The organism is Achromobacter deleyi (assembly GCF_013116765.2).
Classification (GTDB): Bacteria; Pseudomonadota; Gammaproteobacteria; order Burkholderiales; family Burkholderiaceae_B; genus Achromobacter; species Achromobacter deleyi_A.
In genome coordinates, this window is the sequence record NZ_CP074375.1 from 2,267,716 (window position 1) to 2,293,112 (window position 25,397).

The window sequence follows — 25,397 nt, forward strand, 5'->3', positions numbered from 1 at the left end:
TTCGCCCTGTTTTTCGCCTCCAAGCCGAGGCCGGATTTCGGGCAGAATGCTTTCATCCACTAAGAATCCGTTTTCACCAGCGGCAAAACACGCATCGATACCCAGATGGCGACAATCAAACCAATTCCCGCGCCGTCGCGCGGCGCGACGACCTCCGGCGGCATCGGCCGTATCCTTCGCCCGCTGCTGGCGATCCTGGTATTGCTCATCGTCGCTGCTGCCAGCGCGGGGGCAACCTGGTTCATCACCCAGCGCATGCAGCCGCAAGCCGGCGGCGCGCCGGTGCAGCTGGGTGTCGGCCAGACTCCCGCGGGTCAGCCCGGCCAGCCGGGCCAGGCCGGACAAGGCCCCCAGGCCACGCCGACGACCTTCGTCGCGCCGTCCGCCACGCCCATCGCCGTGCCTGCCCCGATCTTCGTTCCCATCGAGGCGTTCACCGTCACGCTGCAGAACGCGGAAACGGAACGCATCATGCACGTCGGACTGACGTTGCGCGTGAGCGACGAACAGACCCGCACGCGCCTCGAAAAGTACATGCCCGAAGTGCGCAGCCGCATCCTGATGGTGCTGTCGTCGCAATCGCCCACCGGCGTGCAGACTCAGCAAGGCAAGAACGACATGGTCGCGGCCATCAAGCAGGCGGTCAACCGTCCCTTCTCGCCCCTGCCTGACGGCCAGTATGTCACCGACGTGCTGTTCACGGCGTTCGTGGTGCAATAAGCATGGCCTACGAGGCATTTCTTTCCCAGGACGAAGTCGATGCGCTGCTGGCCGGCGTCACTGGCGAGAGCGATAGTAAAAAGGAATCCGCGGGTCAGGCCGCCGGCGCTCGCGCTTACGACCTGAGTTCGCCCGAGCGGGTCGTGCGTCGCCGCATGCAGACGCTGGAGCTCATCAACGAACGGTTTGCGCGCCACATGCGCAACGTGTTGCTGAACTTCATGCGCCGCAGCGCGGACATCACTGTCGGCTCGATCAAGATCCAGAAGTACGCGGACTTCGAGCGCAACCTGCCGGTGCCTAGCAATCTGAACATGATTCAGATGAAGCCCCTGCGCGGCACGGCGCTCTTCACGTATGACCCGAACCTGGTGTTCCTGGTCATCGACAGCCTGTTCGGCGGCGATGGCCGCTACCACACGCGCGTCGAAGGCCGGGACTTCACCACCACCGAACAGCGCATCATCCGGCGCCTGCTCAACCTGACCCTGGAAAGCTACGGCAAGTCCTGGGACCCCGTCTACCCGATCGAGTTCGAATACGTACGCTCGGAGATGCACACCAAGTTCGCCAGCATCACCGGCAACAATGAAGTGGTGGTCGTCACCTCGTTCCACATCGAATTCGGCGCGACCGGCGGCGACCTGAACATCTGCCTGCCCTACTCCATGATCGAGCCGGTGCGCGATCTGCTCACCCGTCCGCTGCAGGAAACCACGCTCGAAGAAGTGGACCAGCGCTGGTCGCAACAGCTTTCCCGCCAGGTGCGCAGCGCCGACATCGACGTGATCGCCGAATTTGCGCGCATTCCGTCGTCGATTCGCGAGCTGATGAGCCTGAAGGCGGGCGACGTCCTACCCGTGGACGTGCCGGAAACCATCATCGCCAACGTCGATGGCGTGCCGCTGATGGAATGCGGCTACGGCGTCTTCAACGGCCAGTACGCACTGCGCGTACAGAACATGTTTACCCACGATACAGAATCCAACGAGGCCTCTGACCATGACTGACAAGAACGAGCCCGGCACTGGCTCGTCCCCGGCCGACGACTGGGCCGACGCGCTCGCCGAACAATCCCGCGCCACGCCGCCCACGCAAGCCGACGGTCTGAAGCCGCAGGACGACTGGGCCGCCGCGATGGCTGAACAAACCGCCGCCGCGCCGGCGCCCGCTGCCGCGGCACCGGCGCCCGCGCCGGCTCCGGCCGCTCCCGCCGCGCAATCCGCGGCGCAGTCGGTGTTCAAGCCGCTGGCTGGCGCCGCCACCGGCGCCGGCACCGACATCGACCTGATCATGGACGTGCCCGTCCAGTTGACGGTTGAGCTGGGCCGCACCCGCCTGACCATCAAGAACCTGCTCCAGCTGGGCCAGGGATCGGTGGTCGAGCTCGACGGCCTGGCCGGCGAACCGATGGATATTTTCGTCAACGGCTACCTGATCGCCCAAGGCGAAGTCGTGGTCGTCGAAGACAAGTACGGCATCCGCCTGACCGACATCATCACCCCGTCCGAGCGGATCAACCGCTTGAACAACCGTCGTTGACCCCTGGCGCCATGACCGAACCTGCTCTGCTGCGCGTCATCATCGGCCTCGTGCTGGTGGTGGCCGCGATCCTGGTTTCGGCGTGGCTGGCCAAGCGCGCCGGCCTGATGCAGCGTGGCGGCGGCAACCTGCTACGCCAGGTCGCCAGCCTGCCGGTCGGGCCTCGCCAAAGCGTCGTCGTCGTTGAAATCGAAGACACCTGGCTGGTGGTGGGCGTAGGCCCGAACCAGCTCACCACCTTGCATACCCTGCCCGCCGGCCAGTTGCCGGAGGGTTCGCCTCTGCCCGCCGCCGCCTTCGCGGCCAAGCTGGGCCAGGCACTCAAGCGCCGTTAGGGCCCCCGGCGCGATTCAAGCGACACCCATGAGTTTGCTCACAAGCACGACCTCCGCCCGCGCCAGCCACCGCGCGCTGCCCCTGCTGGCCGCGGCCGCCGTCCTGGGCCTGGCTTTCTTTCCGGCGGGTGTCGTCGCGCAGGCCACGCTGCCCGCCCTGACCGCAACGCCTGGCCCGAACGGCTCGCAGACGTATTCGCTCAGCATGCAGACCATGCTGCTGATGACCTCGCTGTCGTTCCTGCCGGCGGCGTTGCTGATGATGACGGGCTTCACCCGCATCATCATCGTGCTGGGCCTGTTGCGCAGCGCCATGGGCACCGCCATGTCGCCGCCCAACCACGTGCTGATCGGCCTGGCGCTGTTCCTGACCTTCTATACGATGTCGCCGGTGTTCGACAAGATCTACGCCGACGCGTACAAGCCCTTGTCCGAAGGATCGATCCAGTTCGAGACGGCGGTTGAGCGCGCCGCGGGCCCCCTGCGCACCTTCATGCTGCACCAGACCCGCGAGAACGACCTGTCGCTGTTCGCGAACCTGGCCAAGGAGCCCGCGCTGGAAGACCCGTCGCAGGTGCCCATGCGCATCCTGGTGCCCGCCTTCATCACCAGCGAACTGAAGACGGCGTTCCAGATCGGCTTCACGATCTTCATCCCCTTCCTGATCATCGATCTGGTGGTGGCCAGCGTGCTGATGGCCCTGGGCATGATGATGGTGCCGCCCGTGACCGTGGCCCTGCCCTTCAAGCTGATGCTGTTCGTGCTGGCCGACGGCTGGAACCTGCTCATGGGCTCGCTGGCCCAGAGCTTCTACCAGTAAGCCTGGAGACGAATCGCCATGACCGCCGAAACCGTCATGACCATGACCTACCAGGCGATGAAGATCGTCCTGGCTATGGCGGGTCCGCTTCTGCTTGTCACCCTGGTCGTCGGCCTGGTCATCAGCATTTTCCAGGCCGCCACGCAGATCAACGAAATGACGCTGTCCTTCATTCCGAAGCTGCTGGCCATGTGCGGCGTGCTGGTGCTGCTGGGCCCGTGGCTGATCGGGGTCATGGTTGACTACATCCGGCAGCTGATCGGCCAGATCCCCATGCTGGTGTCCTGAGCGGCTTTCGCCGCCGGACGCCGGACTTTCCCGCCATGATCGCCTTCACGCTCGAGCAGCTCAACGGCTGGATCGGCCAGTTCCTCTGGCCCTTCGTGCGTATCCTGGCGCTGGTGGGCACCGCTCCCCTGTTCTCCGAATCTATCATCCCGGTCAAGGTGAAGGTCGGCCTGTCGTTCATGCTGGCCGTTGCCATCAGCCCGGCGCTGAATCCCATGCCCCCGATCGCGCCCGGTTCATTCGCCGGGCTCTGGATGGTGATGCAGCAGGTGCTGATCGGCATTGCGATGGGCTTTACCATGCGCATCGTCTTCGCCGCCGTGCAAACGGCCGGCGAATTCGTGGGATTGCAGATGGGTTTGTCGTTCGCCTCCTTCTTTGATCCCAGTTCCGGCGCCAATACGGCCGTGCTGTCGCGCCTGTTCAACATTGTCGCGATGCTGACCTTCCTGGCGCTGGACGGGCACCTGCTGGTGCTGGCCGCGCTGGTGCGCTCCTTCGACACCCTGCCCATCGACATGATCCAGCTGCATCAGAACGGCTGGGGCGCGGTTGTGGAATGGGGCAAGACCGTCTTCGTCTCCGGCCTGCTGCTGGCGCTGCCGCTGATCTGCGCCCTGCTGACCATCAACCTGGCCATGGGCATCCTGAACCGCGCCGCCCAGCAGCTGTCCGTGTTCTCGGTGGGTTTCCCCGTCACGCTGATCATCGGCGTAAGCGTGCTGACGGTCGTGCTGCCGCACGCGGGTCCGTTCCTGGAATCGCTGTTCGAATCCGGCCTGTCGGCCATGAGCCGCGTCGTCGACGCGCTGGCCGGCCGTTAGCCGGCGCCTTGTTCTCGCGGCACACGGCACGCGGCGGCGCAAAAAAAACGGCCGCATTGCGCGGCCGTTGCTGTTCTGCCGAAGGCGTCTTAGGATTGCCCGACCACGCGGAATACGCGGATGGTTTCGCGCAGCGCGCCCGACTGGTTGCCCAGCTGCATCACCGCACCGCCCAGCTCCTGCACCAGCGCGGTGTTCTGCACCGTCATCACGTCCATTTGCGACACGGCGGTATCCACTTGCTCGATGCCGCTGGACTGCTCCTGGGAGGCTTGCGAGATCTCGCCGATGATGGCGGTCACGCGATGCACCGCCGCCACGATCTCTTCCATGGTGGCGCCCGCCTGCTCGGCCTGCGCGGAGCCTTCGGTGACACGCTCCACCGAGTCCTCGATCAGGCCCTTGACCTCCTTGGCGGCCTGCGCGCTCTTCTGAGCCAGGCTGCGCACCTCGCCGGCGACGACGGCGAATCCCTTGCCGGATTCACCCGCCCGGGCCGCCTCCACCGCCGCGTTCAACGCCAGGATGTTGGTCTGGAACGCGATGCCTTCGATGATGGTGACGATGTCCGCGATCTTGCGCGAACTGTCGGAGATACCATGCATGGTATTGACCACCTGCCCCACCGCCACGCCGCCACGCCGCGCCACGTCCATGCTGCTGGCCGCCAACTGGTTGGCCTGCCGCGCATTGTCGGCGTTCTGCCGCACCGTGGACGTGAGTTGCTCCATGCTGGCGGCGGTCTGCTGCAGCGAGGCCGCCTGGCCTTCGGTCCGGCCAGCCAGTTCCTGGTTGCCGCGCGCGATGTGCACGGCGGCGTGGGTCGTGCCTTCGATGCCGCGATAAACGTCCCGGGCAATGCCGATCAGGCTCTTGCGCATGACCTCCAGCGAGAACTTCAAACTGCCCACTTCGTCGTCGGAATCCGCCACGATCTGCGTGGTGAGGTTGCCGGCGGCAACCTGGCGCGCCATGTTGGCGGCGTCAAGCATAGGCTCCAGCAAGGAACGCGACAGGCTCCAGCCCATGGAGAAGATTGCCACCACGGCCAGCGCAATCGCGCCGCAACCCAGCCCGGCGCCCCACGCGTCCAGGTTGGACCAGTTGGCATGCAGGCCATAGGCGCCCGCAGCGGCCACGATGCCCGACGACAGCGACGCATGGCGCAGCATGCGGCTGCGCACCCCGCGCCTGAACGGGAATGCCAGCACGTCCAGGCTGCGGCGCCACCCTGCCCGCACCGGCCGTCCGCGCGAGATGCGTACGCCCCTGGCCGTGCCCTCGCGTATGCGCGCGTAGAGCTCCTCGGCCATTTCTATCTGCTCTTCCGAGGGACGCACACGCACCGAGGAATATGCCACCACCTCGCCGTCCTCGACGATGGGGGTTGCGTTGGCCAACACCCAGTAATAGCCGCCGTCCTTGCGCCGGTTCTTGACGATGCCCAGCCATGACTCCCCTGCTTCCAGGGTTTGCCACAGATCCTCGTACGCTTCGGGCGGCATGTCGGGATGGCGCACGATGTTGTGTGGCTTGCCGATAAGTTCGTCGCGCGAAAAGCCGCTGACTTCGATGAAAGCGGGGTTCGCATAGACGATGCGGCCCTTGCTGTCGGTGCGCGAGATCAGATACTGATCCTCGCGCAGCTTGGTTTCCACATCAGTGACGGGTAGGTTGACGCGCACGACTTGTCTCCGGTAACAACATATACGACAGCGAATGAATAACGGCGAACAAATCGGACCTGACGCCCCGCATCAACCCGTTCCCGCCCGATCCGTCTGGTGCCCGCGTAGCGCCGGCACCATCGAACACTGTTTTCCGCCCGAAATCGGGCGCTATTATTATTTACGGTCATATTCACCGAAACTTAACGTGCTTATGACCGCAAGGCGATCGCTTATATCCATAATGCATATAGACAAAAGCCGCGCCTGGGCGCGGCCATCGTCTTGCAGAATGCAAAAGGCCGCGCCCGATCCCGCGACAGCGGAATCGGGCGCGGCCCGGTGTGACGCTTAGTTCAGGGTCGGAGTGGAATAGCCGCCCAGCTGATGCGCCGGCACTTCGATCACTTCACCGGTATTGATCTTGAACACGGCCACCGCCTCGGCCAGACGCTGCGCCTGCTCCTGCAGCGAGCCGGCCGCGGCCGCCGCTTCTTCCACCAGCGCCGCGTTCTGCTGCGTCACTTCGTCCATCTGCGACACCGCCCGGTTCACCTGGTCGATACCGCTGGACTGCTCCTCGGACGCCGCCGAGATCTCGCCCATGATGTCCGTCACCCGCTTGACCGACGCCACGATCTCTTGCATCGTCGCGCCGGCACGTTCCACCTGCTGCGAGCCCGCGCCCACCTTGGTCACCGAGTCTTCGATCAAACCCTTAATTTCCTTGGCCGCCTGCGCGCTGCGCTGCGCCAGCGAGCGGACTTCGCCCGCCACCACCGCGAAGCCCTTGCCCTGCTCGCCCGCCCGCGCGGCTTCCACCGCCGCGTTCAGCGCCAGGATGTTGGTCTGGAACGCAATCCCGTCGATCACCGACACGATTTCCGAGATCTTGCGCGAGCTGGCCGAAATGCCCTGCATCGTGCTGACCACTTCCGACACCGCCGAACCGCCGCGCTCGGCCACGTCCGAGGCGCTGGCCGCCAGCTGATTGGCCTGGCGCGCGTTGTCCGCGTTCTGCTTCACCGTCGACGCCAGCTGCTCCATCGAGGCCGCGGTTTCCTCCAGCGAGGCCGCCTGCTCTTCCGTGCGGCTGGACAGGTCCGTATTGCCCGCCGAGATCTCGCTTGAACCCACGGTGATCTCGTCCACGCCACGGCGCACCGTCGCCACCGTGCGGGTCAGGCTTTCCTGCATGCGCTTGAGCGCCGCGAACAACTGGCCGATCTCGTTGTGCGAACGCACTTCCACGCGGCTGGTCAGGTCGCCGGAGGCGATCTTGTCGAAGTGCTGCCCTGCTTCCACCAAGGGGCGGACGACCAGGCGGCCGAACAGGACACGGGCAAGTATCATCAGCACGAGCGCCAGGCCGACCGCCACGCCCACCGCCACCATGGCCAGGTTGAAGTTGGCCTCGGCCTGATCGATCGTGGCCTGCTGCTGGTCGCCGATGTACTTGCCGAACTGGGTGAGCGCCTCGATGAAGGCGGCGCTGCGCGGCGTGCCATATTCGTTGTTCACCATATAGAACGTCGAATAGTCCTCGCTGCGCAGGGCTTCCACCATGGTGTCCACGCCATCGTCAATATAAGAGCGATAGCGGCGCACCAGGTTCATGGACAACTGGCGGCCCGTGTCGTCCTGCAGCATGTTCTTCTGGAAGTCAGCGAAGCGGCTGCGCACGCCGGTCAGCAGATCCGTGGCGCCCTTGAGGGCGGCGGCGGCGTCGCGGGCGGAGTTCTCGCCGCTGCCCCAGCCGGATTCCTGCAGGTGGCGCGCGGCAACCATCAGGCTCACGCGGGCGCGCAGCATGTCGCTATTGATAACCTCGACCTGCTTGGAGCGCTCGGTCAGGGCATTGACCTCGCGTATCGACTCATAGTTGCTTTGCAGGAAGTAGGCAGCCAGACCTCCAACCGCGGCGATCAACACCGCGAAAAACGCCATCACCCACAGCAGCATCGTGCCGACGCGGGCATCGCGCAGCCGCAGTTTGCGCTTGACCTTGGGTGCGCGCGCGGCTTTTTTCTTGCCGGCCTTGCCGGGCTTTGCACCGGATTCGAGACTCGCTTCCATTTATTTCCCCATCCCTCAGGAACTGCTTTGACCAAATGAAAAACCACCCTGTGGACACGCCCTGTTACACGGGGCATACACTCAGGGCGACGTACATTGCGGCTTGCGCCGCAATGCTCTCTGCCGAACTGCAGGGCTACTTGCCCTGAGGCGCCAAACCGGTCGGTTCGCCCGGTCCCGGTATGTAGATGGTTTGCACCTCAGGTTCCATCGCGGGCCGTGCCCAGTCCTGAGGCAAATCAGGAGCAGGCGCCGGTCCCAGCAATTTCTGGCGTTCCCAGGGTTCCAGCAGAATATTGGTGCTGTCGACAAGCCGCATCAGCCGGCCGTCAGGGCCGAACTGCAACAGGGCTTCCTTACGGCTGTACAGGCCGTCGGGGACAAAAGTGATCTTGAAGGACCAGAGCGCCAGGAAGGTGCCGTCGCTCTGTTTGTAGAATTTGTCAGGCGGGGCAGTCAGCGCCCGCGAGGCCTCTTCCAGCGTGGTCTGCCCCGGCGTCAGGGTCGACAGCTTGCCCGGGTCGAAATTGTGACCCGTTGCCGCGCAGCCGGCGAGCAAGACCGCAATCGCGGCCGTCGCCAGAAGATGTATATAACCTCGCATACCCTACCCATTTGCCGGCATCGCCGGCGTCAGAAAGATTCCCAATCGTCGTCCGAAGGCGCTTGCCGCCGGCTGGCCGCGGGCGCCGGTTTCGATTCGACCGGCGCTGCAGCCGGGGCCGCCGGACGCGGCGCCGGACGACGCGGCGGACGGGCTGCCGCCGCGCCCGCGGCCGCTTCCGGCCTGGCGCCTGCAACATGCGTCAGACGCGCGGCGGGAGCTGCCCTCGGCGCCGCTGCGGCCGTTGCCGGCTCGGCCTTGCGCACCGGCGCGGCCACGCGGGGGGCCGCCCGATGCGACTGCGCCAATTGGCGCGTCGGCACTTCGATGACCTCGCCCGCATTGATCTTGAACACGGCCACGGCTTCGACCAGGCGCTGCGCCTGCTCCTGCAGCGAGCCGGCCGCGGCCGCCGCTTCTTCCACCAGCGCCGCGTTCTGCTGCGTCACTTCGTCCATCTGCGACACCGCCCGGTTCACCTGGTCGATACCGCTGGACTGCTCCTCGGACGCCGCCGAGATCTCGCCCATGATGTCCGTCACCCGCTTGACCGACGCCACGATCTCCTGCATCGTCGCGCCGGCGCGTTCCACCTGCTGCGAGCCCGCGCCCACCTTGGTCACCGAGTCTTCGATCAGCCCCTTGATTTCCTTGGCCGCTTGCGCGCTGCGCTGCGCCAGCGAGCGGACTTCGCCCGCCACCACCGCAAAGCCCTTGCCCTGCTCGCCCGCCCGCGCCGCTTCCACCGCCGCGTTCAGCGCCAGGATGTTGGTCTGGAACGCGATCCCGTCGATCACCGACACGATTTCCGAGATCTTGCGCGAGCTGGCCGAAATGCCCTGCATCGTGCTGACCACTTCCGACACCGCCGAACCGCCGCGCTCGGCCACGTCCGAAGCGCTGGCCGCCAGCTGGTTGGCCTGGCGCGCGTTGTCCGCGTTCTGCTTCACCGTCGACGCCAACTGCTCCATGGAGGCCGCGGTTTCCTCCAGCGAGGCCGCCTGCTCTTCGGTGCGGCTGGACAGGTCCGTGTTGCCCGCCGAGATCTCGCGCGAGCCCACATTGATCTCGTCCACGCCGCGGCGCACCGCCGACACGGTACGGGTCAGGCTTTCCTGCATGCGCTTGACCGCCGCCATGAGAGCGCCGATTTCGTTGCTGGAATTCACTTCCACGCGCACGGTCAGGTCCCCGCCGGCGATCTTGTCGAAGCTGTCGCTGACGACGCGCAGGGGACGCAGGATCACGCGGTTCATGAACAGGAAGGCGCCCAGCGAAACCGCCAGGATCAGCACCGCCAGCGCGATATAGACGTAGGCCATCGTCGCCGCCTGCGTGCGCGACGAGGACACCATCTCTTCGCTGTAGCTGTTGATGCTGCCGGCAAAGTCGCCCAGCTGCTTGAAGAAGAGCCCGCTCGCGGCGCCGGCCTTGGTATTCTTCAAGGACAGGTAGGTCGCGGCATCGCCCTTGTCCAGGGCCGACATCATGGCTTGCAGGGCGTCGGCGAAACCGTTGAAGGACGAGATCAGTTCGCCTTCGGCGGACTTGCCGATCTCCGTGGTCTTCGGAATACCCTTGAAGGTCTCGATCTTTTTCTTGGCCTCCGTGACCAGCTGCTGCACGGTGCGCGAATTCTCGGCCGCGCCGTTCGTGTCGCCGGCGGCGCGCTGAGCGGCGGCGATATCGGCGCGGATCGTGGCGCGCAGCATCTGCGTATAGGCGTCCTTGATCAGATTGTTCTGCTGCACGCTCAGGGTATCCAAAGCGTTGATCGCCCGGGCGTTGGATTGCATGCTGTTCCAACCCAAGACAATGGCAACGAGCGCGGCCAGGGCAACTGCCAATTGGGCAAGCATCAAGCCCGTGCGCACCTTCAGATTGCTAAACATTTTCCGTATGTTCCGGTAGTCGTCCCGGCGGCGCTCTTTCGCCGCCGGACCGTAAAGGGGAGTTTCTCTACTGCCTGTTCAATGCACTGGCGGAACGCTCCGTCAGAATGACTCCCAATCGTCATCCGACGGCTGCACCCGGCGAGCGGCGGGCGGAGGGGTGGCCGAAGCCGTGTCCGCCGTCTCGGCGGCGCGCGTGGCCGGCCGGCGCAGCGGGCGCGTCGCGGACGCGGTTGCGGGCTTGGGCCGCGCAACCTGCGTCAAGCGAGGCGCCGGCGCGGCCTTCGGAGCCGGTTCCGCCGGTTTCGCGGCGGGTTCGGCCTGCTGAGCCGGAGCCTGCGGCGCCGAAACACGCGGAGCGCTGCGTTGCTGCGCCAGTTGGCGGGCCGGCACTTCGATCACTTCGCCCGCGTTGATCTTGAACACGGCCACCGCTTCGGCCAGGCGCTGCGCCTGCTCCTGCAGCGAGCCGGCCGCGGCCGCCGCTTCTTCCACCAGCGCCGCGTTCTGCTGCGTCACTTCGTCCATCTGCGACACCGCCCGGTTCACCTGGTCGATACCGCTGGACTGCTCCTCGGACGCCGCCGAGATCTCGCCCATGATGTCCGTCACCCGCTTGACCGACGCCACGATCTCTTGCATCGTCGCGCCGGCGCGTTCCACCTGCTGCGAGCCCGCGCCCACCTTGGTCACCGAGTCTTCGATCAAACCCTTGATTTCCTTGGCCGCCTGCGCGCTGCGCTGCGCCAGCGAGCGGACTTCGCCCGCCACCACCGCGAAGCCCTTGCCCTGCTCGCCCGCGCGCGCCGCTTCCACCGCCGCGTTCAGCGCCAGGATGTTCGTCTGGAACGCAATCCCGTCGATCACCGACACGATTTCCGAGATCTTGCGCGAGCTGGCCGAGATCTCCTGCATGGTGTTGACCACTTCCGACACCGCCGAACCGCCGCGCTCGGCTACGTCCGAGGCACTGGCCGCCAGCTGGTTGGCCTGGCGCGCGTTATCCGCGTTCTGCTTCACCGTCGACGCCAGCTGCTCCATGGAGGCCGCGGTTTCCTCGAGCGAGGCTGCCTGCTGCTCCGTGCGGCTGGACAGGTCCGTGTTGCCCGCCGAGATTTCCCGCGAGCCCACATTGATCTCGTCCACGCCGCGGCGCACCGTCGACACCGTGCGGGTCAGGCTTTCCTGCATGCGCTTGATCGCGCCAAACAGGTGGCCGATCTCATTGGTGCTGCGGACCTCGATGCGGCCGGTGAAATCGCCACCGGCGATCTTGTCGAAATGGTCGCCTGCCTCGCGCAGCGGACGCAGCACGGTGCGATTGATGAAAAGCCAGCAGCCCACGGCCAGCGCCAGGGAAATCGCCAGCAGCACGATGGTCACGGTGCGCGAGATGCGGTGATCGACCTCTGCCTGCACGACCAGTTCGTCGGTGCGCGTATCCACGAACTGCAGCACCCCGTTCACCGCTTCGCGGAACGCGATATTGGCGGCGCTGCCGGCATCGTTCAGATCCAGGTATTCCTGTATTGCCATGTTCGACAACGCGGCGGCCTGGCGCTTGTACACGTCGTCGAACTGCTTATAGGACGCTTCCAGCTTTTCCACCAGCGCTTCGGAACCGGCCATGCGCGGCGCCTTGCGGAATGCCTCCAGCGACTTGCTGCCTTCCTGCATGAACGCGTCGGCACTCTTGGCCTGGGACGTGGCCTGCTCGGTCTTGCCCTGCTGCATGTCCATCAGCGAGTTCGCCAGCAGCAGCCGGCCGCGCAGATAGGCGGTGTAGGCGCGATTGAGTTGCGTCGCCTGGTTGGAATAGGCGTCGTTCACCCGCTCCAATTTTTCATTACTGGAGTTCAAACCCATCCACGCCACGCCATTGGATATGAACATGGCGCCCGAGAAGAGCAACAGCACCAGGACGATACAGGTGCGAACTTTCAAATTTCCAAGCATGAAATATCCGAGCGTTATGCAACGTGAAACGACAATTCCCTACCCTGCACGCAACCACGGACGCCCTGGCTTTGTGCCAGCAGCGTCCGCAAGTGCGCTACTCGCCGCGCTCCGTGGAGCACGGCCCAGAGGCTTACCGCATTACTTGCGGCTGAACAGGCTGGACCCCTGAATGGTCATGAAAGCCGCCGACGCCGCCTGCAATGCCACCTGACGCAATGCGAGCTGGCTTGCGCCGGCGTAGTAGTCCAGATCTTCCAGATCCGACAAGGACTTGGAGTACGACAGGCCCTTCTGGGTGCCGGTTGCGTCCAGCGCATCCAGTTCGTTCAGGCGCGCGCCCACCGAAGCGGCCACGGTCAGGACGTTGTCGTAATTGCTTGCCAACTTCTTGTTCGCGGTGGCCAGCTCGTTGTTCAGGCGGGCCAGCGCTTTTTCGTCGCCGGCGATCGGCGAGTCCAGCACCTTGATCAGGTTGTCCAGCGTATTGAACATGTCCACGTCCGCGGACTGGATGCTCTCGACATTGATCACGTCGCCGTTCTGGGGCACACCCTTGATCACGACGGCAACGCCGCCGAAGTCGATGCTGGAGTCTGCCGTATAGGCCGTGGGCGCGGCGGGCGGCGCGGGCGTGATCACCGGCGGCACCGGCGGATTGGCGTTCGGATCGGTGGTGGTCACCCGGTAGCCCATGGCGCCAGTGGCGGGATCCGCTTCGAATTGCACGCTGAAATTCTTGCCGATGTTGGGGCTGCCCGGCGTGACCGACACGGTGCCGAACTGGGCCGTGCCCGAGTTGGCCGGCGCGGCCGTGCTGACATAGGCTTGCGAACCCGGGTTGGCGCGATTGAAGATGTCGCTGCCCAGGTCGCTGGTGGACAGCTGGCGGGACTGGTCGACCTGCACCGTGCGTTCGCCGGTGGCGCCGCTGTAGACGATCTTGCCCGACGCATCCTGGGCGTAAGGAACCACGCCGCCCTGGTAACCCGAGAACAGATACTGGCCGTTGCCGTCGGTGCTGTTCGCCAGGCCCAGCAAGGCGTCGCGGGCGCTCTTCAAGGCGGTCGACAGGGCTTGGCGGTCGCTGTCGGCGAAGGTGCCGTTACCGGCTTGCACGACCCGGGTACGCACGTCCTGCAATGCGGTCGTGATCGAGTCCAGGATGTTGCTTTCCTGGCCGAGGTTGGTCTTGGCCGTATTGCGGTTCAGGCCATAGGTGCTGTTCATGCTCTGCGTCTGAGCGACGCCGATGGACAGCGACGCCGACAGAGGATCATCCGCCGGGCTCAGGAACTTGCGTCCGCTACCGACCTGCTCGACCAGGCGATTCATGTCGGATTCCTGAGCAAGCACACCGCTCAGGCCGTTCGTGTACATCATCGTGGTGCTCAGGCGCATGGTGCAACTCCGAAAATCTTTTTAGTAATCACAGTTCAACGTTCTGATCAGCTGCGCAGACCCAGCAGCGTGTCAAACACGGTGCTCGCCACGTCAATGATGCGGGCGCTGGCCTGATACTGCTCCTGGTACAGCGACAGGCTGACGTACTCTTCGTTCAGGTTGACGCCCGACACCGCCTGCTGGGCAGCCGTGGTCTGCTTGATCAGGTTGACCTGCGCCGTGGCCGCCGACTTGACCTGCTGCGTCTGCACGCCCACCGTGTTCACGACCTGCGCGAACATGTCCGTGACGCTCATGGTGCCGTGGCCCAGGACCTTGCTGTTTTGCAGCTGCGCCAGCTTCAGGGCGTTCTTGCCGTTGGCGTCGCCACCCTCGGCATCGGCCGCCGCGACCTTCTCCGGATCGGTGATCAGGACCTTGATATCGCGCGCGGCGTCGCGCGTCGGCGACAGCGACCACTTGTCGCCCGCCTGGGGCGGCGCATTGATGGTCAGCGTCACGCCCATCTCGGCATCGAGGTTCAACGTGGCGTTGGGCGGCGTGCCCGTGGCCGGGCCGTTGTAGACCTGCGCGCCTTCCGGCATGCGCAGCACCTGGTAGTTGGTGCCGTCAAACGAGATCTCGTAGTCCTTGGCGTTGATGTTGGACAGATTCGTGAACTCGCCCGAGATCTGGGCATTGCTCTTGTTGGCCGCGTTCGGGACGCCCTGCGGCTGTCCGATACCGAAGAAATCGGTCCCCGGATTGCCGCTCTGGTCCAGACCCTGCTTGTGCTGTTCGTTGAAGGACAACGCCAGGCCAACGGCCATCTGGCCCAGCTGGTTCTGCATCACATCCAGCGACGATGCACGGAACTGCAGCAGGCCACCCAGCTTGCCGCCGGTGACTTCGCTGTCGTTCATCTCGACCGCGATGGTCTTGCCGGAACCCGCGGGCAAGGTATAGGCCAGGACGGTACGGCTGGTGTCCGACGCGGAAGCAACGGCTTGCAAGGGATAAATGGTGCTGCCCGACAGCAGCGACTGGCCGCCCTTGGTCAGCGAGATGCTGATCTTGTCGCCCTGTTCGTAGGTCGTGACGCCGATCAGCTGATTCAGTTCCATCACGGCCTGATCGCGCTGGTCCAGCAGGTCATTCGGGGGGCTGCCGCCGGCCTTGCCGGAAGCGAGCGAGATCTGCTGATTCAGGTCGTCGATGCGGGTCAGGTAGCTGTTGACCTGGTCCACCGTCGTGGTGATCTGCGTGTTCAGGCCTTCGCGCTGATTCTGCATTTCCTGGTAGGCCGAGCGGATCTGCGTCGCCAGGCTGTTGGCCTGGCCCAGCAAATCCGCGCGCGCAGCGGGATCGGCCGGCTTGCTGGCCACCGTGTTCATGCTGGTGAAGAAGTTGGTCAGGCCGGGCGCGATGCCGACCGTGCGGTCGGAGAACAGATTGTTGATCTGCGACACCTGGTCCAACTGCGCCTGCAATTGGGCGCCGCTGCCGTTCGCGCCGACCAGCTGCTTGTACAGGAAGCTGTCGTAGCTGCGCTCGACCGTGTCAACCTGGACACCGCGACCGATGTAGCCATTGGTGGTGGCCTGCGCACCCGCGGTGGAGGTCATCACGCGCTGGCGGTTGTAGCCCACAGTGGTGGCATTGTTGATGTTGTGACCGGTGGTCGCAAGACCTGCCTGTGCCGCGTTCAACCCACCCAATGCCGTTTTGTACAAATTCATGCTGACAATGCCCCGTATGTAACCGCAGCTGATATCTCTGGATACTCCGTTTACGGCAGGAGCTCACCCAAATTTAGAGTCCTTCCAACATCTGGCGTGAATTTTCCACGCTGGATGCCGCGCCGCGCAGCTGGCCCATGATGCCGATCAGTTTCTGCGCGTACCGCGGATCGGTCGCGTAGCCCGCGTCCTGGATCCGGCGGGCCGCTTCGATCTCGTTGCGCGCCTGCGCCACGTTCTCGTAGCGCGGGCTGTTGCCGATCAGGCGGGCGTAGTCCGCGAACGATTCCTCGTAGGAGGAATAGGCGCGGAAAGGTTGCGTCACCTTTTTCGCGACACCGTCTTCGTATTCGGTGGTGAGCACATTGACGACCTTGCCCTTCCAGCTGGAACCCGCCTTGATGCCGAACAGGTTGTAGCTGGTACGGCCATCCTCGTGCTTGATCTCGCGCTGGCCCCAGCCAGACTCCAGCGCCGCCTGGCCCATGATGAGCCGCGCCGGCACGCCGCTCTGCTGCGAGGCGAGATTGGCCGCGCGCGACATCTTCGATACGAAGCTGACCACGTGCTCGGGCGCGCCCTCGGCCGCGGCAAGCGCGCGGTCGCTGGGGCGGTTGTTGCGCATGACGTTGAGCAGCGCCGATACTTCGCGCGACCCGCCGGTGCGGAAATCCAGGTCTGCGCCCTGCCCTATGCTCTTCACGGCGTCGGCGGACACATCGCCGGGCTTGCCCTGCTGCATCTGCGCCAGGATCGATTGCGACAGCCCGATGCCCGGCGTGGCCAGGTGCAGCGCAAGCTGCTCGTCGGCCATGGACTGCAGCATCTGGGTCTGTTGCGAGTCGAACAGGCCTTCCTTGGGCGTGGCCTCGCGCATGCGCTTGACCATCATCTGCAGGAACAGGGCCTCGAACTGCTTGGCAACCTGCTTCTGCTGCTCGGTGCCTTCGGGATCTTTCTTGACGTCGCGCTTCAGGTCCGACAGGCGGCCCATGTCGAAGACCGAGTCCTGCCGGGTAGCTCCGCGAGCCGCATCGTTGGTGTAAGCCATGGCCGTCAGATGATTTCCAGTTCGGCGCGCAGGGCGCCCGCGGTCTTCATCGCCTGCAGAATCGCCAGCAGGTCCTGGGGCGTGGCGCCCAGGGCATTCAGGCCCTTGACCACGTCAGCCAGATTGGCGCTGGTGTTCACGCGCTGCAGCGAGCCGTTGTCCTGGCGCACCTCGATCTGGGTATTCGGCACCACCACCGTCTGCCCCTGCGTGAAGGGCGTGTCGGGCTGGAACACCTCGTTCTGGCGGTTGATGATGACCGACAGGTTGCCGTGCGCCACGGCGGCTTCTTCGATCATGACCGTGCGGTTCATGACGACCGAACCGGTGCGGGCATTGATGATGACCTTGGCGACCGTGGGCGCGCGCGCCACCTGCAGGTCTTCGACCTGCGACAGGAAGCGGGCCTGCGAGGCCAGTTCCATCGGCGTGCGCACCTGCACCACCCGGCCGTCCAGCGCCGTGGCCGTGCCCTGGCCGAACTTGCGGTTCAGGGCCGTCGCCACGTTCTGGGCAGTGCCGAAGTCGGTGTTGTTCAGCTCGACATGGATATACCCGTCGCGCGAGAACGTGGTCGGCACGCCGCGCTCGACGATGGCGCCGGCGCTGATGCGCCCGCCGTTCAGCTGGTTAATCTGGACGCTGGAACCGCCCGAAGACGCGCCCGCGCCGCCCACCAGGATATTGCCCTGCGCGATGGCGTAGACCTGGCTGTCGGCGCCCTTGAGCGGCGTCATCAGCAAGGTGCCGCCGCGCAGGCTCTTGGCGTTACCCATGGACGACACGACCACATCCAGCGTCTGTCCGGGCCGGGCAAATGCCGGCAAGGTCGTCGTCACCATGACGGCCGCCACGTTCTTGAGCTGCATGTTGCTGCCGGAGGGCACCGTGATGCCCAGCTGCGACAGCATGTTGGTCAGGCTCTGCTGCGTAAAAGGCGTCTGGCGCACCTGGTCGCCGCTGCCGTCCAGGCCCACGACCAGGCCGTAGCCGATCAGCTGGTTGCCGCGGACGCCCTGGATGGTGGCCAGGTCCTTGAGCCGCTCAGCCTGCGCCGTACCGGCGCCAGCCACCAGCCCGACAGCAACGCACACGCGCGCCAACAGAGACAGCAAGGCGGATATCGGAGTCGGTTGTTTCATGGTTTAGAACGGCGAAGCGATCAGGAAGAAGCGTTGCAGCCAGCCCATGGTCTGAACTTCATCCATGACGCCCTTGCTGCGGTACTCGATGCGAGCGTCGGCCACCTGGGTGGACGACACGGTATTCGTGCCTGTGATGGAGCGGGGATCCACCACGCCCGCGAAGCGCACGTACTCGCTGCCGCGGTTGATGGCGATCTGCTTTTCACCCGCCACCTGCAGGTTGCCGTTGGACATCACGCCCACCACGGTGGTGGTGATGGTGCCGGTAAAGGCGTTGTTGGCGGTGCTGTCGCCCTTGCCCTGCGAGACATTGCCGCCCTTGGCGTCGGTGTTCAGGTTGGCGCCCGCCCAGCTGTCCATGAAGGACGGCGCGGCGGCGATGCCCAGGGTCGTCGAACCGCTGCGGTTGGTGTTCGTCGCCACGTTCTTCGAGGCATTCGTGCGCTCGTTCAGGACGATGGTGACGATGTCGCCCACATTGCGCGGCCGGCGATCCTCGAACAAGGGGTAATTGCCGTAAGTCGTGGGCTGGTATATGGAGCCCGTGGGCTGCGCCATGGGCATGGGCGGCGGCGGCGGCGCCGCCGTCGTCGGCCCGGTCACGATGGGCTCGGGCGGGATCATGGCGCAACCAGCCGCCAGCATAGCCAGGGCGGCAGCAAATACCAGACGCAGGACAGACATGGGCATCACAGTTGGGTCAGGCGGGCCAGCATTTCGTCCGAAGTCTTGACGGCCTTGCTGTTCATTTCGTAAGCGCGTTGCGTCGTGATCATGTTGACCAGTTCTTCGGCAACGTTGACGTTGGAAGTCTCGACGTAGTTCTGCATGATCGAACCCGCGCCGTCCACGCCCGGCTGCAGCAGGTTGGCCGGACCGGAAGCGTCGGTTTCCAGGTACAGGTTCTCACCGATGCTTTGCAGGCCGGTCGGGTTGATGAAGGTGGCGATCTGCAGCTGGCCGATCTGCACGTTGACGCCGGCGGCGCCGGGCTGCGTCACGGAGACGATGCCGTCGTTGCCGATCGTGATGGACAAGGCGTTGTCCGGCACGTTCATCGGGGGCTGGATGACATAGCCGCTGACGGTGGTCAGCTGACCGTTCTGGTCGCGTTGCAGCGCGCCGTCGCGGGTGTAGGCCTGCGTGCCGTCGGGCAATTCGATCTGCAGGAAGCCGCGGCCGTTGATGGCGATGTCCATCTCGCTGCCGGTGTTGTTCAGGTTGCCGGACGTATGGATACGCTCGGTCGCGGCCACGCGCGCACCCGTGCCCAGCTGCAGGCCGGACGGCAGTTGCGTGGCGTCGCCCACCTGGGCGCCAGGCTGGCGCAGCGTCTGGTACATCAGGTCCTGGAACACGGCGCGGCCGCGTTTGAACCCGTTGGTGGAGACGTTGGCCAAGTTGTTCGAAATCACGTCCATGGAGGTCTGCTGACCTTCCAGGCCCGTCTTGGCAATCCACAGCGAACGCATCATGATGAAGTACTCCAGGTGCCCGCGGCCCGGCCGCGAGCGGATAGTTATTTAGATCAGGCGCTGACGGACAAGATGCCGTTGGCGCGTTCGGCATTGCGGTCCGACTGCTGAATCACCTGCATCTGCTGCTCGAAGCGGCGGGCATTTTCGATCATGCCCACCATCGACGCCATCGGATTGGTGTTGCTGCCTTCCAGCACGCCCGACAGCACGCGCAGGGCGGGGTCGGCGGGCAACGGAGGCGCCGGCTGGCCGTTGACCGGAGCCCTGCGGAAGACGCCGTCGTCACCGTGCACCAATTGCGCGTTGGGCGCATTGACCAGCTTGAGCCGGCCCAGGTTCAGGATGTTGTTGGGCGCGTCGCCCGCGCCGATGGCGGTGATCGTGCCGTCCGACGTGATGGTCAGCGCAGCCCGGTCGGGCACGTCGATGGCGCCGCCCTGCTCCGACAGCACGGGCTGGCCCAAAGACGTTTGCAGCAGTCCGTTGACACCGACCTGCAGGCTGCCGGCGCGGGTATAGGCCTCGCCCTGGGGCGTCTGCACCGCGATCCAGCCGTCTTCGCCGGCCAGCGCCACGTCCAGGTCGCGGCCGGTGGTCTGCATGGTGCCCATCTGGAAGCTGTTGCCAGGCGTGGACGCCACCGTCGAAACGCGCGTAGGCAGACTCACCCCGTCCGTCACCGGAACCGAGCGGTACAGCGCGATCTGCTCGCGAAAGCCCGCCGTATTCACGTTGGCCATGTTGTTGGAGAGCGCGGCCTGATGCTCAGTGATCCGCGCTGCGCCATTCATGGCGGTGTAGATGATTCGATCCATTGCCTATTCCGTCGGTGTCGTCGCGTGCCTGTCAGGCATTACTTCAGGTTCATCAGGACTTGCATGATTTCGTCCTGGGTCTTGATGGTTTGCGAGTTGGCCTGGTACGTGCGCTGGGCAATGATCATGTTGACCAGTTCCTTGCTCATGTCGACGTTGGACGATTCCGTGGCCTGGCCGACCACCGTGGACATGCCGTTGGAGCCGGGCTGGCCCAGGATGGGCTGGCCGGATGCCGACGTTTCCTTCCAGGCGTTGTTGCCCACGGGCTGCAGGCCCTGCAGGTTGGCGAAGTCCGCCAGCACGATCGTACCGACCACCTGGGTTTCGCCGTTGGTGTAGCTGGCCACCAGGCTGCCGTCGCTGCCGATGTTGATGCCGCTGAATTCGCCGGACGTATAGCCGTCGGGCTTGGCAACCAGCTTGTAGTTGCTGCCGTACTGGGTGGTGCCCGTGTAGTTGACGGCGATGCTCAACGGATCGGCCGGGGTGGACGTGCCGCCGGGCTGAGCAAAGCTCAGGGTCACGGTCGGAGCGCTGGTCAGCGTGCCGGCATTGTTGAACGTGAATTTTTGCGGATTGCCCCAAACGCCGCCGGCTTCGGTCGTCGGCGCCATGGCCTGGCCGTCCATGGTGTAGTAGACGTCGTACACGCTTCCCGTGGCATCGGCCGGACGCTTGACGAAGTACTGCATGACCTGGTGCGAGTTGCCCAGCGAGTCGAATACGGTCATGGGCGACGCGTTGGTGTAGCTGCCGGAGATCTTGGGATCGAACGGCTTGCCGACTTCGGTGGTGGGCGCCACGTACTCAGCGTAGCCGCCCATCAGCTTGATGTCTCCCGTCACCACACCACCCGCAATTGTCACGGTATTCGCGCCGTTCGTGTACGTGTTGTCGGGCGGAACCACCGGTGCTGCCACGGGCCCCCATTGCAGCGTGCCCGCCAGATCGCGCGTGAACGTGTACGGAACGCCGCCCAGCGTTACGGTACCGGCCGAGCCAACGTCGGTGATCGTATCGGTTTCATAGATGACCTTCGCGTTGGCATCCAGGTTGGCAACGGTAGTCGCCGTGGCGGTTGCCTTCGGGGCCACGTTGGCTGTCGGCAGCTGCAGTTCCACCGGGTTCGCGCCGATGGCGCCGGCCGGGTAGCCGGTCATGCGGTAGCCCTGGGCGTTGACGATGAAGTTGTTCTTGTCGACGAGGAATTCGCCGTTGCGGGTGTACATGACCGCGCCGCTCTGGTCCGTCACGCGGAACATGCCCTTGGCGCCGTCGATCGCGATGTCGTATTCGCCGCCGCCGCCATTGACCGTGCCCACCGTGAAGCGCTGGCTAATGGCCGCGACCTTCACGCCCAGGCCCACGCGCGAGCTGGCGTAGACGTCGGCGAACGACGTCGTGGACGACTTGAAGCCGACCGTGCCGGAGTTGGCGATGTTGTTGCCGATGACGTCCAGGTTTTGCGCCGCGGCATTCAAGCCGCTCAATCCTTGTCCGAAGCCCATGTTTTCTCTCGCTAATCTTTAGTGGAAAAGCCGCCGCCCGTGCGCCGGCACCGATTCAGTTCCGCCTGGTTCAGGCGCCGATCACCTTGCGCACGTCCAGCATGCTGGTCTGGCCGTCCAGGCCCAGGTCCAGACGCAGGCCGTTGGTGGAGTACGCCACGCTCTTGACCAGGCCGTAGCTCAACACTTCCGAATTGACCTTCTGGCCGTCGGCGTCGGTGGCCAGGACGGACACGGTGTATGCGCCCGCTTCCAGCGCCACGCCGCTGTCGTTCTTGCCGTCCCAATCCAGTGTGTACACGCCGGTCTTCTGCTCGCCCATTTCGATGGTGCGCACGACCGCGCCGTTCGAATCCGAGATGCGGACCTGGACTTTGTTGGCGTCGCCTTGCAGGTCCAGGCCGTAGGGGGTGACCACGCGTTCGGCGGGGTTCTCGGCGTCCACGCCGACCTTGACCTTGGCGCCGGGGATCAGCACGCCCTTGCCGATCATCGAGACGGCGTTCATCGACTGGGAAACGTCGATCTGCCCGCTGATGGCCAGCATGGTGTTCTTCAGGTTGGTGATGCCTTCCACCGTGGAGATCTGCGCCAGCTGGGAGGTCAGCTCGGCGTTTTGCATCGGGTTCAGCGGATCCTGGTTCTGCAGCTGCGTCACCAGCAGCTTCAGAAACTGGTCCTGCAGGCCTTGCGCCGTGCTGGCGCTGTTGGCGCCGGTCTGCGCCAGGCCCATGCCGGTGGTGCTCGTGGATTGGTCGACGGTGGTCATGGATTCACTCTGTCAGGAAATTAGGATTGACCGATGGTCAGCGTCTTCTGCATCAGCGCCTTGGCGGTGTTGAGCACCTCGACGTTCGCCTGGTAGGACCGCGACGCCGCGATCATGTTGACGGTCTCGGCCACCGGATCGACGTTGGGCATGCTGATGTAGCCCTGGGCGTCGGCCATGGGGTGCTTGGGGTCATAGACCTGCTTCAAGGGCGATTGGTCCTGGACCACGCCGGCGACGCGCACACCGCCGATTTCCTGGCCCAGTACCTGCCCCGGGGCCGGATTGACCTGGAACACCACCTGGCGGGCGCGGTAGGCCTGACCATCCGGGCCCACGACACTGTCGGCGTTGGCCATGTTGCTGGCCGCCACGTTCATGCGCTGCGATTGCGCGCTAAGCGCCGAACCGGCGATATCGAAAATGCTCAACAAGGACATTGCCTGTCGCTCCCTTTAAGGATCATTCCTGAATAGCGGTCTGCATGGTCCGGATGCGGCCGGAGATCATTTGCATCGTGCTTTGATAGTGCAAGGTGTTATCGGCGAACTGCACGCGCTCGATGTCCATGTCCACCGTGTTGCCGTCCAGGCTGGGCTGGTACGGCAGGCGGTACAGCAGATCCGTGGGGCCCTGCGACACGGCCTTGGCCGGGATGTGGCGCGCCGAGGTCAGCGCAAGCGACGTGTCCGGCAGGCGCTTGGTGCCTTCAAGAGCGTTTTCCATCGCCGTCTTGAAGTCAAAGTCGCGCGCCTTGTAGTTGGGCGTGTCGGCGTTGGCGATGTTCGACGACAGCACTTCCTGGCGCTGCGCGCGCAGTCCCAGTGATTGCTGGAAGAACCGGAAATCTTCGTTAAGCCTGTCGAGCATCGTGGCGCCTTGGTGCGTTGCAATTCGGATAAAACCCGGGATACCGGACAGACCGTTATCCCATTGGATGACGGCATCATAGGGGCGGGGGACTGAACACAATCAGCCAAATAACCCGTCATTTCTCATCCAATTCACGTATTGCCGAACGCCGCGCACTTCTACAATTCATCCATCATGAAAATCTCCGCACGACACCTCCGCGCCCACGCCGGCTGCCTGGCAGCCCTGCTGCTGGCCTCCACGGCCGCGGCCCAGGCGCAGGAAGCGGCTGCCCAAGCCCCCGAAGCGATTGTCATTGCGGCACAGACCTTTTTGCAGGAACAGCTGGCCTCCCTGCCCGGCCAGCCATCCATTGCCATCGACCCGCCGCGCACCGAACGCCTGGCGCCCTGCGATGCCATGTCCCCATTTATGCCGCCCGGAATGAAGCTGCGCTCGCGAATGACCGTGGGCGTGCGCTGCAATGCGCCCAAGCCATGGACGGCCTATGTGCAGGCGACGGTGAGCGTGCCCGGTTACTATTACGTCGCCTCGCGCATGATCGCCGCCGGCCAGGCCTTGAGCCCGGCCGACCTGGCCCCGCGGGACGGGGACCTGGTCTCCCTGCCGCCGGGCGCCATCACCGACCCGCAGACGGTCGTGGGCATGACGGCGGCCTATCGGATCAACGCCGGCCAGCCGGTCCGGGGATCCTCTCTGCGAAATGCGCAGTCGGTGGTGCGGGGCTCGAATGTCCGAATCAACGCCCGGGGCAACGGCTTCGTGGTCAGCAGCGAAGGCCAGGCCATGGACAACGCCGCACCCGGCGCGATGGTCCAGGTCCGCACCGCCGGCGGGCAGGTGGTCAGCGGCATTGTTCGAAATGCCACCCTGGTTGAAATACAACTGTAGTTACTGTTACATATCGCGTTGCGACGGCTGATCACATACCCTAAAGTTCCTTCGGACCTTGTCGTTACAGAGACATAAGTAGGCGGATCCGTCGCAAACCGACCCAGGACGCCCTGCGGAGAAAACCTTGAAAATCAATTCGACCACCAACCGGCCCCTATCGGCCGACGCCGTCGGTGCACGCGCCGAATCAGCGGTCAGCCAGGCCTATGGCGCCGGCAGCGGCAGCAGCTCCAGCAGCTCGCAAGTGGCGCTGAGCTCCGCATCGCGCAAGATGCTCGCCCTGCAAGACGGCTCGAACGACATCAATGTCGAACGGGTTGCCGCCATTCGCGCCGCCATCGCCTCGGGCCAGCTCAAGATAGACACTGGCCGCATCGCAGACAGCCTGATCGCCAGCGCCCGCGATCTGCTGAAGTAACCCCCGTCCATCCCGCACCTGAGCAGCAGACATGAGCCTCGTCGAATCCCTGCAATCCTGCATGAAGCAGGAAGATGTCCTGATCACCGAGTTCTCCTCCATCCTGGAAGAAGAGACCGAGGTGCTGGTCGGACAGGGCAACGTCGATGCGCTGCGCGAGATCACCGAGCGCAAGCGCGACGTGGCGCAGCAATTGGTCGATTTGAGCCAGACGCGCGACAGCCTGCTCACGGAAATCGGCCTGCCCGCCGGGCACGCCGGCACCGAGCAGGCCGCCGTGCAATATCCGCAGCTGTCCGGGGTGTGGCAGGCGCTTCTGAGCAAATCGGCATCGGCCAACGAAATCAACATGCGCAATGGCGCACTGATAGACGTGCACCTGCGCTACACCCAGCAGTCGCTGGACGCCTTGCGCAACATCGGGGTTGGCAGCGCGTCGACCTACAACGCGCAGGGCCGCGGCGCCCGCAGCGCTCCCGGCCGCAAGCCCATCGTCGCCGGCTGACAGCTCGCAGGCAAGAAAAAGGCGGTGTGCCTCGCACGCCGCCTTTTTTTTGCCCCGGGAAAACCGGGCGCCCGGCACTCCCCCGCCGTCGC

General features: G+C 64.8%; 26 protein-coding genes. 10 read left to right on the top strand and 16 right to left on the bottom strand.

Annotated features, from left to right (window positions below; all coding sequences use genetic code 11):
• Window positions 1-105: 105 nt before the first annotated feature.
• The 7 genes from fliL to fliR are packed head-to-tail and all read left to right on the top strand — an operon-like array spanning window position 106 to window position 4,529.
• Window positions 106-720, top strand: coding sequence for a flagellar basal body-associated protein FliL (fliL, locus tag HLG70_RS10140; protein WP_171662676.1), 615 nt, complete (start codon window positions 106-108; stop codon window positions 718-720).
• Between the two features lie 2 nt (window positions 721-722).
• Window positions 723-1,730, top strand: coding sequence for a flagellar motor switch protein FliM (gene fliM, locus HLG70_RS10145; protein WP_171662675.1), 1,008 nt, complete (start codon window positions 723-725; stop codon window positions 1,728-1,730).
• The gene (fliN, locus tag HLG70_RS10150) at window positions 1,723-2,262 is read left to right on the top strand and encodes a flagellar motor switch protein FliN (RefSeq protein WP_171662674.1); all 540 of its coding nucleotides are present in this window, start codon (window positions 1,723-1,725) and stop codon (window positions 2,260-2,262) included. Before fliM ends, fliN begins: the two co-directional genes overlap by 8 nt.
• A gap of 11 nt (window positions 2,263-2,273) precedes the next feature.
• Window positions 2,274-2,597 (top strand): flagellar biosynthetic protein FliO, encoded by a 324-nt coding sequence (fliO, locus tag HLG70_RS10155; protein WP_171662673.1) that lies wholly within the window; start codon window positions 2,274-2,276, stop codon window positions 2,595-2,597.
• A 28-nt stretch (window positions 2,598-2,625) separates the two neighbouring features.
• On the top strand, window positions 2,626-3,417 hold the full coding sequence (gene fliP / locus HLG70_RS10160) for a flagellar type III secretion system pore protein FliP (protein WP_171662672.1): 792 nt from the start codon (window positions 2,626-2,628) through the stop codon (window positions 3,415-3,417).
• A gap of 18 nt (window positions 3,418-3,435) precedes the next feature.
• Window positions 3,436-3,705, top strand: coding sequence for a flagellar biosynthesis protein FliQ (gene fliQ, locus HLG70_RS10165; protein ID WP_008163193.1), 270 nt, complete (start codon window positions 3,436-3,438; stop codon window positions 3,703-3,705).
• A gap of 35 nt (window positions 3,706-3,740) precedes the next feature.
• The gene (gene fliR, locus HLG70_RS10170) at window positions 3,741-4,529 is read left to right on the top strand and encodes a flagellar biosynthetic protein FliR (RefSeq protein WP_171662671.1); all 789 of its coding nucleotides are present in this window, start codon (window positions 3,741-3,743) and stop codon (window positions 4,527-4,529) included.
• Between the two features lie 89 nt (window positions 4,530-4,618).
• Here fliR and HLG70_RS10175 read toward each other — a convergent pair whose 3' ends face one another.
• From HLG70_RS10175 to flgB, 16 genes are all read right to left on the bottom strand, one after another.
• Window positions 4,619-6,214, bottom strand: a complete 1,596-nt coding sequence (locus HLG70_RS10175) for a methyl-accepting chemotaxis protein (protein WP_171662670.1) — start codon at window positions 6,212-6,214, stop codon at window positions 4,619-4,621.
• 333 nt (window positions 6,215-6,547) lie between these two features.
• Window positions 6,548-8,272: a methyl-accepting chemotaxis protein gene (locus HLG70_RS10180; protein ID WP_171662669.1), complete on the bottom strand. Its 1,725-nt coding sequence runs from the start codon at window positions 8,270-8,272 to the stop codon at window positions 6,548-6,550.
• 136 nt (window positions 8,273-8,408) lie between these two features.
• On the bottom strand, window positions 8,409-8,876 hold the full coding sequence (locus HLG70_RS10185) for a hypothetical protein (RefSeq protein WP_171662668.1): 468 nt from the start codon (window positions 8,874-8,876) through the stop codon (window positions 8,409-8,411).
• 29 nt (window positions 8,877-8,905) lie between these two features.
• Window positions 8,906-10,768, bottom strand: a complete 1,863-nt coding sequence (locus HLG70_RS10190) for a methyl-accepting chemotaxis protein (RefSeq protein WP_171662667.1) — start codon at window positions 10,766-10,768, stop codon at window positions 8,906-8,908.
• Between the two features lie 102 nt (window positions 10,769-10,870).
• Window positions 10,871-12,724, bottom strand: a complete 1,854-nt coding sequence (locus HLG70_RS10195) for a methyl-accepting chemotaxis protein (protein WP_213697171.1) — start codon at window positions 12,722-12,724, stop codon at window positions 10,871-10,873.
• A 141-nt stretch (window positions 12,725-12,865) separates the two neighbouring features.
• The gene (flgL, locus tag HLG70_RS10200; protein WP_171661600.1) at window positions 12,866-14,125 is read right to left on the bottom strand and encodes a flagellar hook-associated protein FlgL; all 1,260 of its coding nucleotides are present in this window, start codon (window positions 14,123-14,125) and stop codon (window positions 12,866-12,868) included.
• 47 nt (window positions 14,126-14,172) lie between these two features.
• A complete protein-coding gene (gene flgK, locus HLG70_RS10205) occupies window positions 14,173-15,846 on the bottom strand; it encodes a flagellar hook-associated protein FlgK (RefSeq protein WP_171661601.1) in 1,674 nt (557 codons plus the stop codon).
• 73 nt (window positions 15,847-15,919) lie between these two features.
• Entirely contained in the window at window positions 15,920-16,897 is a 978-nt protein-coding gene (flgJ, locus tag HLG70_RS10210) for a flagellar assembly peptidoglycan hydrolase FlgJ (protein WP_171661602.1), read from the bottom strand.
• A gap of 5 nt (window positions 16,898-16,902) precedes the next feature.
• Window positions 16,903-18,039: a flagellar basal body P-ring protein FlgI gene (locus HLG70_RS10215; protein ID WP_171661603.1), complete on the bottom strand. Its 1,137-nt coding sequence runs from the start codon at window positions 18,037-18,039 to the stop codon at window positions 16,903-16,905.
• Between the two features lie 3 nt (window positions 18,040-18,042).
• Window positions 18,043-18,732, bottom strand: a complete 690-nt coding sequence (locus HLG70_RS10220; RefSeq protein WP_171661604.1) for a flagellar basal body L-ring protein FlgH — start codon at window positions 18,730-18,732, stop codon at window positions 18,043-18,045.
• The gene (flgG, locus tag HLG70_RS10225; RefSeq protein WP_171661605.1) at window positions 18,732-19,517 is read right to left on the bottom strand and encodes a flagellar basal-body rod protein FlgG; all 786 of its coding nucleotides are present in this window, start codon (window positions 19,515-19,517) and stop codon (window positions 18,732-18,734) included. The genes HLG70_RS10220 and flgG overlap by 1 nt, the downstream gene beginning before the upstream one ends.
• Window positions 19,518-19,570: 53 nt before the next feature.
• Window positions 19,571-20,335 (bottom strand): flagellar basal body rod protein FlgF, encoded by a 765-nt coding sequence (locus HLG70_RS10230; RefSeq protein ID WP_171661606.1) that lies wholly within the window; start codon window positions 20,333-20,335, stop codon window positions 19,571-19,573.
• A gap of 38 nt (window positions 20,336-20,373) precedes the next feature.
• Window positions 20,374-21,846 (bottom strand): flagellar hook-basal body complex protein, encoded by a 1,473-nt coding sequence (locus tag HLG70_RS10235; protein WP_171661607.1) that lies wholly within the window; start codon window positions 21,844-21,846, stop codon window positions 20,374-20,376.
• A 70-nt stretch (window positions 21,847-21,916) separates the two neighbouring features.
• Entirely contained in the window at window positions 21,917-22,615 is a 699-nt protein-coding gene (locus tag HLG70_RS10240) for a flagellar hook capping FlgD N-terminal domain-containing protein (protein ID WP_171661608.1), read from the bottom strand.
• A gap of 20 nt (window positions 22,616-22,635) precedes the next feature.
• Window positions 22,636-23,055, bottom strand: a complete 420-nt coding sequence (gene flgC, locus HLG70_RS10245; RefSeq protein WP_171661609.1) for a flagellar basal body rod protein FlgC — start codon at window positions 23,053-23,055, stop codon at window positions 22,636-22,638.
• Window positions 23,056-23,077: 22 nt separating this feature from the next.
• Complete coding sequence (flgB, locus tag HLG70_RS10250) at window positions 23,078-23,485, bottom strand: flagellar basal body rod protein FlgB (RefSeq protein ID WP_171661610.1); 408 nt, start codon at window positions 23,483-23,485, stop codon at window positions 23,078-23,080.
• Between the two features lie 177 nt (window positions 23,486-23,662).
• On the opposite strand from flgB, the gene flgA reads away from it, so the two are divergent.
• From flgA to HLG70_RS10265, 3 genes are all read left to right on the top strand, one after another.
• A complete protein-coding gene (gene flgA / locus HLG70_RS10255) occupies window positions 23,663-24,379 on the top strand; it encodes a flagellar basal body P-ring formation chaperone FlgA (protein WP_171661611.1) in 717 nt (238 codons plus the stop codon).
• A 127-nt stretch (window positions 24,380-24,506) separates the two neighbouring features.
• The gene (gene flgM, locus HLG70_RS10260; RefSeq protein WP_171661612.1) at window positions 24,507-24,800 is read left to right on the top strand and encodes a flagellar biosynthesis anti-sigma factor FlgM; all 294 of its coding nucleotides are present in this window, start codon (window positions 24,507-24,509) and stop codon (window positions 24,798-24,800) included.
• 31 nt (window positions 24,801-24,831) lie between these two features.
• Window positions 24,832-25,305, top strand: coding sequence for a flagella synthesis protein FlgN (locus HLG70_RS10265; protein ID WP_171661613.1), 474 nt, complete (start codon window positions 24,832-24,834; stop codon window positions 25,303-25,305).
• Window positions 25,306-25,397 lie beyond the last annotated feature (92 nt).